Origin of the sequence: Ulvibacterium sp. (assembly GCF_965248315.1) — a bacterium.
Classification (GTDB): Bacteria; Bacteroidota; Bacteroidia; order Flavobacteriales; family Flavobacteriaceae; genus Ulvibacterium.
Genome location: NZ_CBDFIX010000002.1, coordinates 2,220,278 through 2,234,098 on the forward strand (window position 1 = coordinate 2,220,278; position 13,821 = coordinate 2,234,098).

A 13,821-nucleotide genomic window follows, 5' to 3' on the forward strand; every position below is an offset into this window, starting at 1 on the left:
ACTATTGATTGTTAAAATCATAAAAAAAACCGGTGCTCCCACCGGTTTTAAAACTAACTAACTCAAAAAAATACTAACTCAAACAATTCAGTACGAAGTCTTTAAGGGCCTTTAGCAACATTAACAAATGTAAAGTAATGCCCTGTTCTTTTACAACGACTTACTAGTGGATATATTGTGCAAGCTAAATGGAATAATTGTTCGTTAATCCTGCAAGGCGAATACCTTTCTTAAAATATCGGTTGTTCTTGCCGATACTTTGTCCCGAATCTCTTTTTCCTCCACAGCAATCATAGTAAATACGCCATCTAACGCTTGAGTGGTAACATAGTCCGTTAAATCTGGATTTACGTTGTTGGTAAAAGGTAAGTTGTTGTACTTATTGATTAGATTGCTCCATATTTTATCGGCCCCCACTTTCTCAAAGGATTCCTTTATTATGGGGTTGAATTTAGCATAAAGCGATGTTTGTGTTCCATTTCTTAAGTACAAGGTGGCTGCATTTTCATTTCCCATTAGTATATCTCTGGCATCGGAGAATGTAATACCTTTTATGGCATCTACAAAGATAGGGGTGGCCTCTCCTACGGCATCTTCTGCGGCCCTGTTCAATATTTTAAGTCCTTCGTCAGCTAAATTGCCGAGGCCTATATCTCGCAAGGTTTTATCCACTTTTCTCAATTCCTCAGGCAAAAGTATTTTAACCAATTCATTTTTGAAAAAACCATTTTCAAGGGTGAGTTTTGATACTTGTTTGTCTACTCCTTCGTCCAAGGCTTGTCGAAGACCTTGTGCAATCTGTGCATTTCCAATCCCTGTTTCCCCTTGTGGAAGTTGATCTACCACCTGCTGTAATTCCGCGCAGGACAAAAACTGAAAGACGATACATAAAGAAATGATTTTTTTGTACATAAGCTTTAATTTCTTAGGTGGGAAAGTTTCTTTGTTCGGTTCACTACTAACTTTTACGAAAAAATCACAGTTTTATTGTTGTAGACCATAGTCTTTCTTTTTACATGGAGTTGTACTGCCCGTGATAGTACAATTTTTTCCAAGTCGCGTCCCTTGGCAATGAAATCCTTAATGGTATGTGAGTGGGACACAGCTGTAACATCTTGTTCTATAATAGGCCCTGCATCCAGTTCTTCGGTAACGTAATGGCTCGTTGCCCCTATAATCTTTACCCCTCTTGCAAAAGCGGCATGGTAGGGTTTGGCCCCTGCAAATGCGGGAAGGAAAGAATGATGAATATTAATGATCTTGTTGGGGTATTCGTTTATAATTTTACTACTAACAATTTGCATATATCTGGCCAATACAATGAAATCCACATGATATTGATTTAAATATTCCAATTGTTTGCTTTCTGCTATATTCTTGGTATCCTTAGTAACCGGAATGTGATAAAACGGTATTTCAAATTGTTCCGCTATATAAGTGAGGTCATTGTGGTTGCTTATGATAAAAGGAATTTCCACAAGAAGCTCACCGGACTTATACCTACTTAAAAGGTCGTAAAGACAATGATTGTATTTGGAGACGAACAAGGCCATTTTTGGTTTTACACCGTCCAAGTGGTGAGACCATTGCATTTGATAGGGTAGTGCCAATGTAGCATTGAACTCTTCATTAAAATTGACGATATCCGGCAGATCCCCTTCAAAGTCACTTTCCAAACGCATAAAGAAAACATCAGCTTCCTTATCAACGTGCTGATCTAAATAAACGATGTTACCGCCTTGCCGATGAATAAAGGCCGTTACGGCACTGATAATGCCGGATTGATCTGGACAGTGTATAAGAATGGTTGTTTTCAAGTCTGGTATTTTAGTGTTCAAAATTAGAACAATAAAAAATAGACAACCAAAAAAATAGGAGGTTTTTCCAAAGAAGTGTATTGAAAATTTGGGTCTTAGCCCCAGCTGCTAGCTTCATCATCAGAAAGGGACTTTCTCCATTCCTTAAATGACCGTCGGAAACTGCGTATTTCCTCCCGCAGAAGATTCAGATATTCCTTTTCCCTTACGCCATCCTTTTCAAGCCCGGTACAATACGAATTGATATTTCGTATCATGATATTGATGTAGGTTGCGCTTTTCATCCTTTCGGAAAGTGAGCTCGAGGATTCTGCCTGTGCAATTTTCTGTGGTATAAGAATGGTATCCGTTAACAAGGAATCGGCAATAATGTCCCTAAGACTGTTGGATTTATACAGCTTTAGCAAATCCTTGTTAAAAGATACATAGGATGCAATTTCTCTGCTCATTTGACAAAGTTCCAAGGCCTTTCTGTAGACGGGCAAACTTCTAAAGCTCTGATAGGACATTATTTCTTAAACTAGCAATTGACTATCATAAAGTTACAAACGTAAAATGTAAGTTTGCTTTGGAATATAAAGCAATTTTGTAATTTTACCTTGGATACTAATTTTTTTTACTAGTAAACTTTGGATAGAAAGATAGATGATTTGAATTGGAAGATACTGGAGTGTCTTCAGCAAAATGCCCGTGAATCTTTTGCGGACATTGGAAGGAAAGTGGGTCTTTCACCACCTGCAGTCGCTGAGCGGGTAAAGAAGATGGAGGATGCAGGAATCCTAATAGGTTACAAAGCGGTGGTCTCCCATTCCTTATCGGGATATCAACTCAAAGCCATTATTACTTTGCGTGCATTTATGGGGAAACTAAAACCATTCCTCGCCATGGTGAGCACACTTAACGAAGTGGTTAACTGCTACCGGATAACGGGGAACGAAAACATTGTTATGGAAGTAGTCTTAAAGGACCAATTCCATTTGGAAAAATTCATTGATAAATTAATTCAATATGGGGAAACTCGTACCCATATTGTTTTGTCACAAGTGGTTTCATATGCCCCTTTGGAAAAGGTGTCCTTTTAAACCGTAATTGCACGAGATATCTCATGGGAAAAACAATTTCAAAAATTTGTCGGTAATTTATTTAATCACTTATTTTATTTTATGGAATTTGACAAACTAAACGAGTATTTTCAAATAGCCGTTGATAAGGCCGTTTTTTATCTTCCTAGAATCATAGCGGCGGGCTTCATACTTTGGATAGGATTCAAGATTGTGAGGAAACTGGTACAGCTGATTTCCACTGCTCTGAAGAAAACGGGTTTTTCAGAAACACTAAGGCCCTTTTTGTCCTCCACGGCCAGTATTATCCTAAAAGGCACGGTATTGTTTATCATCGCCTCGGTTCTCGGGGCCGACCTCACTGGGTTAGTGGCTATCCTTGCGGCTGCGGGATTTGCGATAGGAATGGCATTACAAGGTAGCCTGGGGAATTTTGCCTCCGGTATCTTGATATTAACCTTAAAACCTTATAAAATAGGGGATTGGATACAAGTTGAAGATAAATTTGGACGTGTTGAGGAAATAGGCATTTTTAGCACTGATGTTTTGACGCCGGGGAACAAGATTTTAATCATTCCCAATTCCAAGGTTACGGATTCCGTGGTCACCAACTATTCCGAAAAAGGAATGATTCGCTTAGAATTGGAAGTCACTATGCCCTATGAAGAAAGCTTTCCCAAAGTACAGCAAATAATATCCTCTGCTCTTCAAGGAGTCCCTAAAATATTGGAGGCTCCAAGACCGGAAATAGGAATTCTCAATTTTGATTCGCATAACATACAGCTAATAGTACGTCCTTATGTACTTCCGGACGACTTTTGGGAAGTGACTTTTACCGCCAATAAAGCCATAAAAAGGGCGTTTAATAAAAGCAACATTGCCGTTGCATATTCGGAGGGTATAGAAATTGGAAGTATCGGGGAATAATTTGTAGCAGAGGTATTTTATCTTTTTTAAACTATTTCTATTGACTCAGTATTTTTTTGGCCGGATTTTTGATGAAATATATGGTATGAAGAGATTTTTACTGTTCCTGGCCCTTGCTGTAGCTTTTACTTCGCATGCACAACTATTAACCCTAAAAAAAGGAACCATAACCGACGGTATTATGGTTCATGATACCATTCCAGAGACTTTTGCCCTATACCTTCCTGCCAATTTTGATGCTTCCAAGGAATGGCCGGTAATTTTTGTTTATGATATGAAGGGCCGCGGGAAGCAAGCCCTAAGTATGTTTACCGGTGCGGCCGAGGAGGAAGGCTATATTTTAGCAGCCTCCAATGACATTAGGGATAGCCTGTCCATTACACAAAATATTAAGATTTCCACCAGAATGTTCAACACGGTCTCATCAATGCTCCCCATACACACAAAAAGAGGTTATACCGCTGGATTTTCCAATGGTGCGCGTTTTGCAAGCTTAGTGCCCACTTTTGTAAAAAATATCCAGGGCGTTATTTCATGTGGAGCCTCTGTTGCCAATACTGAAGTTTTGACCAGTAAAAGGCCGTTTCACTTTGTTGGAATTGTAGGAAATTCCGATTTCAATTATCCAGAGATGTTGGCCCTGGAAAAAATATTGAATAGATTGAGATTTCCCAACCAACTATTGGTTTTTGAAGGCGGGCATCAATGGCCTACACAAGAATATCTCTCCACCGCGATGGAATTTTTGACCTTGGCATCAATGGCCAAAGGGCATATTCCAAGTGACAACGGTTTTATAAAGAAGGTTTATGAGGAAAATCTTGTAATGGTCAATAACTGGGTCGCCTCACAAAAGCCTTTGATTGCAAATGGACTGTTGGATGAAGTAATCGATGTATTTAGGCCACATCTGACTGTTGATTCTTTGGCAAACAGCAAAAAGATATTAAAAAGGAGCAAGCTTTTCAAGGTGCAAAGTCGAGATCAAAATGCTATTTTTTTTAAGGAGACACTTATTAAGGAAGATTATGTGTACTATTTAGAAGAGGACATCCTTACCTATAACTACAATAACCTTGGGTGGTGGAATTATCAAATGGAGGAACTTAAGAAATTGGGTAAAAGCGCAAAAGTATTTGAGCGTCAAATGGGAAAACGGTTAAAAGGTTATGTCAACGCCCTTATAGAAGACAATATTGATATAATCAGTATAGAGAAAGACGTAGATCGGGAAGCCTTAATCTTTTTGTGGATGTTAAAGACCATTACGGATCCAGATAACTTTTCCTATTATCTAAAAGTGATTTCCGAAAGCTCAAAAATGGAGGATTATGGAACGGCGTTATTTTATTTGGAAGAACTCTTAAAGAATGGTTTTCAAGACAAAAAAGAACTTTACAGCTTGGAGAATACGGCCCTATTGCGGATTACACCTCAGTTCAATGAAATTGTGGAGAAATATTTGAAAGAGGCCAGATATGACATTATTGACGAATAAACCTTGGAACCTCTTCCAGATCCCAATCTATGACCAGGCCCTTGGCGATGGACTTGGCGATTTCCTTCCCGTACAATAACTCACATAGATATAAGGCAGCCTCAAAGCTTTTGGCACCTCCGGCTGAGGTAATGTACTTACCATCATGGACAAATAGTACTTCGTCCTTTACCTGTAGATTTGGAAACATTTCTCTATACTGGTCAATATCACTTGGGAAAGTCGTAGAGGACACATGGTCCAAAAGTCCGGCCTTGGCCAAAACAAATGCACCATCACAATGTGAGGTCATGAATAATGCATTTCTGTCTATACGTTTTACAAAATTCAACATAGCCGTATCCTTCAAATCCGTGTTCAGATGATGTTCCGCGCTGGGTATTACCAAAATGTCAATTTTAGGGAGGGAATCCTTGGTATAATCCATATCAGGTAGAATCCGTAAACCTTCAAAAGTGGTTACAGGCTCCAAAGTATTGGCTACCGTAAAAGTATTCATTGCTCGTATCCCTTTCCGATATTGCGTGTGTTGAAAAATATCGTAGGGAGCGGTAAATTCCGTGTTGTAGGTACCTTCCATTATTAAAAAAGCGACATTGTATCTGTCCGGTTTAAGCTTTGGCCTTAAATGCACAGGTTCAGGTTGTTGCGTTTTTGAGGTACTAGCCCTATTGCAGGATAATAGGACCAATGCAGAAATCAATATCCCAAATATTTTGACCATGAATTTTAATTTATGACAATGTAAGGCGGTTCAATCAAAGTACGAATTCTTAAAATTGTATTTTTGAAGAAACCTTTAATGGAAATGCGTTTTTATACCTTTATTTTAATTTGTTTTTTTCTCGGTTGTAAACAGGGGAAAAAATACCATGACCTATCGCTACGGGAAAGTAATGCCGTTCAAGTCGGTGCGATTCAGGATATTTTGGATTTTCAAAATGAACTGAACAAAGAATTCAAAGATCCGGAGACATCACCTTTGCCCGATAGATATCGCAAGAATTTTGAAAGTTTGGATTTTTTTGCTCCGGATACCAACTTTATCGTTCATGCCAAATTTATGCGAACCCCGAATGCCGTTCCTTTTTTAATGCCCACCACCACGGATAGAAAATCCAAGGAAGTAGTATATGGTATCGCCCATTTTATGTTAGATGGAAAAAGACGGCAACTGGAAATCTATCAAAACCCGGAATTGATGCTTCAAGAGGGCTATGAAGACTATCTCTTTTTACCTTTTACGGACAAAACTAACGGTGAAGAAACCTATACCGGAGGGCGGTATATCGATTTGCGGATTCCAAGGGGCGATATTATGACTATAGATTTCAATAGGGCTTACAATCCCTATTGTGCCTACAATAAAAAATATTCATGTCCTATAGTACCCAGTATCAATGCTTTGGGTACACGGATTTTGGCGGGTGTAAAGGCATTTACACCGGATGTTGAATAAAAAAGAACCCTGGCATTGCTGCCAGGGTCTTCGATTGCTCGAAATATATAAATAAATCAACCAATTAAAGGTTTAGAACTGATAGATAGCGGCCAATAAAAAAGATGAAAGACTTTTTTGAGGATTTAAATCGCTATCCAGAAAATTTCCGGATTCCTCAGATGCACTATCCAATCGTAATTCAGGCTTGATGATTAAATCTCCAATAGTAGCACTACCTGTTAGGGTAACTGCAAAAACACTAGCATCTCCATCGGCATCCGATCCTCCGATAGCTCCAAAAAAATCGGTCTCCGTAAAGTATTCGCCCCTAAGACCTATGGTAAAGTTTTCGGAAGTTGCCAATTGGGGATAAAGTGCTACCCCTGCAAAATCACCGGCACCATCGCCATCAAAATAGGCAGCGTTTATACCTAGGAAAAATGAATCAGAGAGATCAAAACCTCCTGTAAAATCTATTTCATAAGCCCCATTGTCAATGAGTAGGTTCAAGTATTGGCCACTATAACCCAATTGTAGGCCATAGGCGTACTTTCCGTCTAAATTAAGCTCGGTAACATCAGTCCGGTTCATTACCGCCAGCATCAAACTAAAATCATCAGACAATGCAAAATCCGCCTTTAACCCAGTATGGCTAAAAGGCCCGTAGGAGAATAAGTAGGATGTGCTATAGTTAAAATTGGCAGAGGGTGAAATTACCTCATATCCCAAAAAGGTATTGAAATTACCGACAGTAAGGGTAACAGCATCACTAACATTCCAATAGGCATATAATTGGTTGACCACATTTCCTGTTGCGGAATATATTGGAGAGTTAAAAATAGCATCCGTTCCCCTGGGTCCAAAAACCAAATCGGCAACGAAGCCTACTTTTTCCCCTTCATAACCAGCAATAACATTGGCCATACCCAGAGCAAAACCGGGTAAGTTTGCAAAGGAAGAACCTGGAGCGGCATTAGGTGTCCCTCCCGGAGCTGAATTGTCCGCATTTAGATTTGCACGATAATAAACATCTACGGTACCACTAAAGGAAAACTTTTTTTCTTCCTCGTCCTCTTCTTGGGCAAAAGAGACCGTTCCTACAAGCATAATTGCCAATAGAACAACATTTTTTACGAAATTTGTATTTGTAATCGTTTTCATAAGTTTAGATTTTAGATATCCCAAAGGGATTTTTATATTGATTGATTTAAACTATTTTGAAAAAGGTTTTTTAAACGGAGCGTTCTGCCAAACGCTCCGTTTCTTTCTCATTTTAATTAGTCATTTGTAAAATCAGGGTAAGCGTCCATACCATGTTCGTGGAGATCCAAACCTTCTACTTCTTCTTCCTTGGATACTCTTAGACCCATGATGGCTTTTAGTGCTCCTAATATAATTAAGGATGTCACGACACAGAATGCTCCAATGATAAGTACACCGTACAACTGGGTCATAAATTGACCTCCTCCGGCCATGGACCCAAAAATACCAACGGCCAAGGTTCCCCAGATACCGCAGATCAAGTGAACGGTAACCGCACCTACGGGATCGTCCAGTTTTAGTTTATCTATCAAGGCCACACCGCCTACGATAATAAGACCTGCAATAAAACCGATAACAACAGCTTCATTAGGGGACATAAGATCTGCACCTGCGGTTATACCTACCAACCCTCCAAGAATTCCGTTAAGGAACATGGTCAAATCTAAATTTTTATAAAGTACGGTTGAAAGGAAAAAGGCACCGACACCACCAGCTGCTGCCGCTAAACATGTAGTTACCAACACTAGGGAAGTCAATTCCGGGTCTGCGGAAAGTACGGAACCCCCGTTAAATCCGAACCAACCCAACCACAGAATAAGAACACCTGCGGTTGCCATAGGAATACTATGGCCAGGGATAGCCTTGGGTTTTCCATCTTCCCCAAATTTACCGATTCGTGCACCTAATAGAGCTATAGCTACCAATGCGGCCCATCCTCCTACTGAATGTACCAGGGTAGATCCTGCAAAGTCGTAGAACCCCCAGGAATCCAAGAAGCCACCACCCCATTTCCAAGCACCTACTATGGGGTAAACTAGTCCAACATAGATTACGGTAAAAATCATGAAGGATCCAATTTTAATACGTTCTGCAACAGCTCCGGATACGATGGTAGCCGCTGTGGCCGCGAACATTCCCTGGAAAAGGAAATCTGTCCACCAAGTATATCCTCCGTCTGCATAGTCAGGAGTCATACCACCATCCGGTGCTCCGATTCCAAAACCGGCGAATTTTAGAAAACCTGAATCCCCATCCTCAAAGCCTGGGTACATTAAATTGAAGCCCCATGCATAATAAAGTAAAAGGCCCACGGTGATAATAAAGATATTCTTGAAGAGAATATTGATTGTATTCTTTTGCCGGGTCAAGCCAATTTCCAAAAAGGCAAAGCCCGTATGCATGAAAAATACTAAGGCCGTAGCCAACATCATCCATACATTATTCGCTGTAAATAATCCTGCGTCCATTTTATAATACGTTTAGTTAGTTTAAAATTTAGTTTATACCCGCTTGTCCGTTTTCTTTGGTCCGTATCCTATAGGCCTCGATGACCTCGGATACAAAAATTTTCCCGTCCCCAACATTGCCGGTGTAAGCAGATTCCAGGATGGCATCTACGGTGCTCTGTAAAAACTCATCCGAGACAACGATGGACAAATACCTTCTTTGTATATCTGTAGTACTATAGGAAATACCACGATATACATGTCCTTGTTTTTCATTTCCAACCCCAGTTACATCCCAGTAACTAAAGAAGTTGACCTCAATTTGATGTAATGCATCCTTGACATCATCAAATTTGGATTTTCTGATAATTGCTTCGATCTGTTTCATTGTTGATTTAATTATTTATGTTGCCAAATATTGTTAAAAAAAACATAACCCCAAAAAATTAGGGGGTATGTTCTTGATTTTTATCACTATTCTAATTTAACCCTATAAATTTTGAGGGTATGTACTAAATAAATGTAAAAAAATGAAAATATGAATTGATAGGTATACACCTGTTCATGGTTCGTTGAAGGAAATTCTAAAAAAAGAAGATTTTTTTAAGAAATATTCAAAAAATCAATTGAAATCATCAATAATGTTAATAATGGATAAAAGAATTGCAGTATTGTTATATTTATAACAACTTGGCCAGCCATAGACCCAGGGCAATAGCGAAGATGCCAATAATAATACTGCATAAGGTATACAAGGAAAAATGAAAGAGTTCTCCCGACGTAAGAAGTGAGTGCTTTTCAAAGGCAAAAGCCGAGAAGGTTGTAAAGCCACCACAGAAGCCCGTGGCCAATATCAATATTTGATTTTGAGTAAGATAATCACCTTTTAAGGAAAGGCCTAGGATAAGCCCCATAAGTAAACATCCCAGAACGTTGACTAAGAAGGTACCTAAAAAAAAGTATTGAAAATGATCGTTGAAAATTCTGGAGACAAGATATCTGAGCATGCTCCCAAAACCACCTCCCAAAAAAACAAGAAGAAGTTGCTTCATGCCCAAAGGTAAAAAACTAAACGGCTTTCTTGTACTTGGAAGAAGCCGAATCTATGGGATAAATCTTTGAAGTAATTGAAGTTCTGGCATTACCTTCTGATTTCTTCGTCTTTGGACCTACGCTGCTAAGACTAAAAATCATCATCAATGCATTAATTCCGATTAATACGAATAATATGGTAAAAAAAGTTATCATATAAAATTGCCCCTTTTAGATGATTAACGCAAAATTACGTCATTTGTTATCTTAAACGAAGAAAATGGATAAAATGTTGTCAGAAGATACCTTTTTTGTGGTCAAATCAATTTTCAGGGTCAATTTTTAAGAAAGAACTTGATACAGAAAAGAATTATTATGAATACTGCGAAGCCAAAAGCCACCCATTGGACTCCTTTATAATTCTTGAGGTGTAATTTTTTATCCTTGCCGTATGCCTTAACAATGAGAATAGTGAATAAAATGATGAAAAGTAGCGCAAAAATCACTTGCCCGGTGCTGAACATATACCGTATTTTTATGCAAAGCTAACGTAAAAAGTAAAGGAATGAAAAGCAAAATCAGCGCGGTTGAACAGTTTCATAAATCTTTTGGCCTGGGGGTTTCCCATACCATGAAGGCTAATTTGGGCGCAGATAAGAACCTTCTTAGGTTTAACCTGATGGACGAAGAGAATCGCGAATATCTAGAAGCTGCTACTGCAGATGATTTAACCGAAGTTGCCGATGCCCTAGGCGATATGCTCTATATTCTTTGTGGCACCATTTTGGAACATGGAATGCAACATAAGATAGAGGAGGTATTTGAGGAAATACAGCGTAGTAATATGAGCAAATTAGGAGCCGATGGCAAGCCAATTTATCGCGAAGACGGTAAAGTGCTGAAGGGCCCCAATTACTTTAAACCAGATATCCAAGGGGTGTTGGATCGTTGATCGAGGTTGAATTTTAGATAAAACTAGTCCTGATCTTTTAGAAGAGCAGTTATACTGTATTTAGTTTTTGCAAACCACAAATCTAAACCTTAAACCGCCATCCGAACGGATCTTCGGATCGGTTATATTGAATGTCCGTTATGCGCTTTTTAAATCGTGAAGCATAGCTCTTTTCTAGCTGCGGTAGATCGTAATCGGATCCACGATAGCCAAAGGCAGCAATGGGGGAGACCACGGCGGCAGTACCTGCACCGAACATTTCTTTTAAAGTTCCATTTTTGGCAGCTTCAACTACCTCGTTTACTTTAAGTTTTCGAACCTCTGCGGGAATACCCTCCTCCTGGGCAATTTCTAAAATACTCTTTCGGGTAATTCCATCCAATATACGGTCGCTAACCGGTCCTGTAACCAAAGTGTCTTTGATTCGAACAAAAATGTTCATGGCTCCGGCCTCTTCAATGTATTCATGCGTATTGTCATCGGTCCAGATAACCTGTTGGTATCCTTTTTCAACGGCAAGCTGTGTAGGGTAAAATTGCCCTGCATAATTTCCGCCTGCTTTGGCAAAACCTACGCCACCATTGGCAGCCCTAGAATAGGTTTCCTCTATTAAGACCTTTACTTTGCCCGAGGAAAAGTAGGCGCCGGAGGGTGCCGTGGCAATGATAAACTTGTATTCATCGGCGGGGGAGGCATGGAAGCCTCGCCCTGAAGCAAAAATGAACGGCCTTACATATAAGGAACTACCCTCTGATTGGGGGATCCAATCTCGGTCCAACTGTAAAAGGGTCTTTAACCCTTCCATGAAATACTCCTTGGGCAGTTCTGGCATAGCCATCCGTTTTGAGGAAACGTTCAAGCGTTTGTAATTGTCCTCAGGACGAAATAACCATATGTTATGGTCTTTATCCCGGTATGCCTTCATTCCTTCGAAAACGGATTGTCCGTAATGAAAAATTTTGGCGGAAGGATCCAAACTTATGGGTTGATAGGGCATAATCTTTGGAGCTTCCCAAGTGCCGTTTCTATAATCGCAGACCAGCATATGGTCAGAGAATACGCTTCCAAAAGGAAGATTGTCAAAATCTACCGATGTAATTCTAGAGGTTTTGGTCTTCTCTATCGCAATTTTCTGGGCCGTACCAATCATCTTGATAAACTTTTAAACCATAAAATTAGTGATTTCTCTTTATCGGCTCTTCTTTTTTCGTTCAAAATTGATCAGATTTGTAGTAGGAAATCAATTTTTATCAGAAATGAAAAGATTTAACATTTTAGCCGCTATTTTGATGTTATATATAGGTGGTTACGGGCAAAATATCCAGAAGGGCATCGAAAATAGTGATGGAAGTAACAAAAGAGATCTTACATTTGGAAACGCAATTGTAGCCAACGATGCAATTTCCAATAGAGATATGTATGCCAAGTACCAAGCCATGGCGGTTATGGACTCGTTCAAAGTCAAATTCAAGGCTACCGTTACCGATGTGTGCCAGGCCAAGGGCTGTTGGATGAAGCTTAAACTAAATGATGATAGTGTGGCCATGGTCCGTTTTAAGGATTACGGTTTTTTTGTGCCCAATGATATTGCTGGAAAAAAGGTGGTAGTAAGTGGAACTGCATTTGTTGAGGAAATGAGTGTTGCCGATCAAAAACACTTTGCAAGGGATGGGGGTAAGTCCGAAATAGAAATCGAAAAAATCACGGAACCCAAAAAGACTTATGGTTTTGAGGCAGTAGGGGTTTTGCTAAAAGACTAATTTGTAAGGAGTCATTACGTAAAAATTTACCGCTTCCAAGACATTCATTCTACCATTTCCAAAACAAGCTTTTTTAACTCTTCCATCCAGTAAAATGAAAAGAAAAGTCGTTACCACGGCAGATGGCTCAAAGACCATTTATTTGGAGGATTGGGACGAACATTACCATTCCAAACATGGTGCAGTCCAAGAAGCATACCATGTATTCATTAAAAATGGGCTTTCTCTTTTTAAAAACAGTCCTATTTCTATTTTTGAAATCGGTTTTGGTACGGGCCTAAACGCCCTGATTACCTTTATGGAAGCGCAAAGAATGGATTTAAATATCCGTTATACCGGAGTGGAGGCGTATCCACCTTCCCCAAAAGAACTTGGGCAGTTAAACTATAGTACAGAATTAAAAGCAAAGGAGTTTCAAAGTATCTTTGAAAAAATGCACGAATGTCCTTGGGAGGATGATTGTGGGATTTCGAACAACTTTATATTACATAAACAACAGATGGACTTTATGGACATAGATGCCAAAGCTTTGTTTGATCTGGTGTATTTTGATGCTTTTGGGGCTAGGGTACAACCGGAGCTTTGGACCGATACCATTTTTGAGAAAATGTTTAAGGCCCTAAAAAAAGGAGGGATTTTGGTTACATATTCCGCTAAAGGCAGCGTACGTAGGGCCATGCAATCGGTTGGATTCATTGTAGAACGTCTGCCCGGCCCTCCGGGAAAACGTGAAATGCTTCGGGCCAAGAAGCCTTAAAATGCCTTATCCCGAAAGGTAGGGCGGATTTCCAGTTTACGCTGTCAATCGAGAACATAACCTTAAACAACATTGTTAAACCTTAAT

17 protein-coding genes are annotated in these 13,821 nt (G+C 39.5%); 7 read left to right on the forward strand and 10 right to left on the reverse strand.

The features are described from left to right. Nucleotides 1-204: 204 nt before the first annotated feature. From ACP2AF_RS11135 to ACP2AF_RS11145, 3 genes are all read right to left on the reverse strand, one after another. On the reverse strand, nucleotides 205-912 hold the full coding sequence (locus ACP2AF_RS11135; RefSeq protein ID WP_425236229.1) for a DUF4197 domain-containing protein: 708 nt from the start codon (nucleotides 910-912) through the stop codon (nucleotides 205-207). Nucleotides 913-965: 53 nt separating this feature from the next. Next, nucleotides 966-1,817, reverse strand: a complete 852-nt coding sequence (gene purU / locus ACP2AF_RS11140; protein WP_425236230.1) for a formyltetrahydrofolate deformylase — start codon at nucleotides 1,815-1,817, stop codon at nucleotides 966-968. Nucleotides 1,818-1,912: 95 nt separating this feature from the next. Further along, on the reverse strand, nucleotides 1,913-2,266 hold the full coding sequence (locus ACP2AF_RS11145; RefSeq protein WP_425236231.1) for a hypothetical protein: 354 nt from the start codon (nucleotides 2,264-2,266) through the stop codon (nucleotides 1,913-1,915). Nucleotides 2,267-2,446: 180 nt separating this feature from the next. On the opposite strand from ACP2AF_RS11145, the gene ACP2AF_RS11150 reads away from it, so the two are divergent. From ACP2AF_RS11150 to ACP2AF_RS11160, 3 genes are all read left to right on the forward strand, one after another. Continuing rightward, entirely contained in the window at nucleotides 2,447-2,899 is a 453-nt protein-coding gene (locus tag ACP2AF_RS11150) for an Lrp/AsnC family transcriptional regulator (RefSeq protein WP_425236232.1), read from the forward strand. A gap of 81 nt (nucleotides 2,900-2,980) precedes the next feature. Further along, the gene (locus ACP2AF_RS11155) at nucleotides 2,981-3,805 is read left to right on the forward strand and encodes a mechanosensitive ion channel family protein (protein WP_425236233.1); all 825 of its coding nucleotides are present in this window, start codon (nucleotides 2,981-2,983) and stop codon (nucleotides 3,803-3,805) included. Between the two features lie 85 nt (nucleotides 3,806-3,890). After that, on the forward strand, nucleotides 3,891-5,303 hold the full coding sequence (locus ACP2AF_RS11160) for an alpha/beta hydrolase (protein WP_425236234.1): 1,413 nt from the start codon (nucleotides 3,891-3,893) through the stop codon (nucleotides 5,301-5,303). Here the strand turns inward: ACP2AF_RS11160 and ACP2AF_RS11165 are convergent. Then, complete coding sequence (locus ACP2AF_RS11165; RefSeq protein WP_425236235.1) at nucleotides 5,290-6,027, reverse strand: DJ-1/PfpI family protein; 738 nt, start codon at nucleotides 6,025-6,027, stop codon at nucleotides 5,290-5,292. The two genes, ACP2AF_RS11160 and ACP2AF_RS11165, sit on opposite strands and share 14 nt — an antisense overlap. Before the next feature lie 63 nt (nucleotides 6,028-6,090). Here ACP2AF_RS11165 and ACP2AF_RS11170 point away from each other — a divergent pair, with 63 nt between their 5' ends. Next, nucleotides 6,091-6,762: a DUF1684 domain-containing protein gene (locus ACP2AF_RS11170; RefSeq protein ID WP_425236236.1), complete on the forward strand. Its 672-nt coding sequence runs from the start codon at nucleotides 6,091-6,093 to the stop codon at nucleotides 6,760-6,762. 72 nt (nucleotides 6,763-6,834) lie between these two features. On the opposite strand, the gene ACP2AF_RS11175 is transcribed toward ACP2AF_RS11170, so the two are convergent. The 5 genes from ACP2AF_RS11175 to ACP2AF_RS11195 all read right to left on the reverse strand — a co-directional run bounded on the left by ACP2AF_RS11175 (nucleotide 6,835) and on the right by ACP2AF_RS11195 (nucleotide 10,481). After that, nucleotides 6,835-7,905 carry an outer membrane beta-barrel protein gene (locus ACP2AF_RS11175; RefSeq protein ID WP_425236237.1) on the reverse strand — a complete coding sequence of 357 codons (1,071 nt, stop codon included), beginning with the start codon at nucleotides 7,903-7,905 and terminating at the stop codon, nucleotides 6,835-6,837. A 116-nt stretch (nucleotides 7,906-8,021) separates the two neighbouring features. After that, the gene (locus ACP2AF_RS11180; protein ID WP_282161296.1) at nucleotides 8,022-9,254 is read right to left on the reverse strand and encodes an ammonium transporter; all 1,233 of its coding nucleotides are present in this window, start codon (nucleotides 9,252-9,254) and stop codon (nucleotides 8,022-8,024) included. Nucleotides 9,255-9,282: 28 nt separating this feature from the next. Beyond that, nucleotides 9,283-9,621 (reverse strand): P-II family nitrogen regulator, encoded by a 339-nt coding sequence (locus ACP2AF_RS11185; RefSeq protein WP_425236238.1) that lies wholly within the window; start codon nucleotides 9,619-9,621, stop codon nucleotides 9,283-9,285. A gap of 292 nt (nucleotides 9,622-9,913) precedes the next feature. After that, nucleotides 9,914-10,285 carry a fluoride efflux transporter CrcB gene (gene crcB, locus ACP2AF_RS11190; protein WP_425236239.1) on the reverse strand — a complete coding sequence of 124 codons (372 nt, stop codon included), beginning with the start codon at nucleotides 10,283-10,285 and terminating at the stop codon, nucleotides 9,914-9,916. Between the two features lie 16 nt (nucleotides 10,286-10,301). Beyond that, nucleotides 10,302-10,481, reverse strand: a complete 180-nt coding sequence (locus ACP2AF_RS11195; protein ID WP_425236240.1) for a hypothetical protein — start codon at nucleotides 10,479-10,481, stop codon at nucleotides 10,302-10,304. Nucleotides 10,482-10,830: 349 nt separating this feature from the next. Between ACP2AF_RS11195 and ACP2AF_RS11200 the strand changes: the two genes are divergently transcribed. Continuing rightward, a complete protein-coding gene (locus ACP2AF_RS11200; RefSeq protein WP_425236241.1) occupies nucleotides 10,831-11,217 on the forward strand; it encodes a hypothetical protein in 387 nt (128 codons plus the stop codon). Nucleotides 11,218-11,299: 82 nt separating this feature from the next. On the opposite strand, the gene ACP2AF_RS11205 is transcribed toward ACP2AF_RS11200, so the two are convergent. Then, nucleotides 11,300-12,367, reverse strand: a complete 1,068-nt coding sequence (locus ACP2AF_RS11205) for a branched-chain amino acid aminotransferase (protein WP_425236242.1) — start codon at nucleotides 12,365-12,367, stop codon at nucleotides 11,300-11,302. A 106-nt stretch (nucleotides 12,368-12,473) separates the two neighbouring features. Between ACP2AF_RS11205 and ACP2AF_RS11210 the strand changes: the two genes are divergently transcribed. Together ACP2AF_RS11210 and mnmD are read left to right on the forward strand one after the other, a co-directional pair. Continuing rightward, complete coding sequence (locus ACP2AF_RS11210; RefSeq protein ID WP_425236243.1) at nucleotides 12,474-12,977, forward strand: DUF4920 domain-containing protein; 504 nt, start codon at nucleotides 12,474-12,476, stop codon at nucleotides 12,975-12,977. A gap of 94 nt (nucleotides 12,978-13,071) precedes the next feature. After that, entirely contained in the window at nucleotides 13,072-13,734 is a 663-nt protein-coding gene (gene mnmD / locus ACP2AF_RS11215; protein WP_425236244.1) for a tRNA (5-methylaminomethyl-2-thiouridine)(34)-methyltransferase MnmD, read from the forward strand. Nucleotides 13,735-13,821 lie beyond the last annotated feature (87 nt).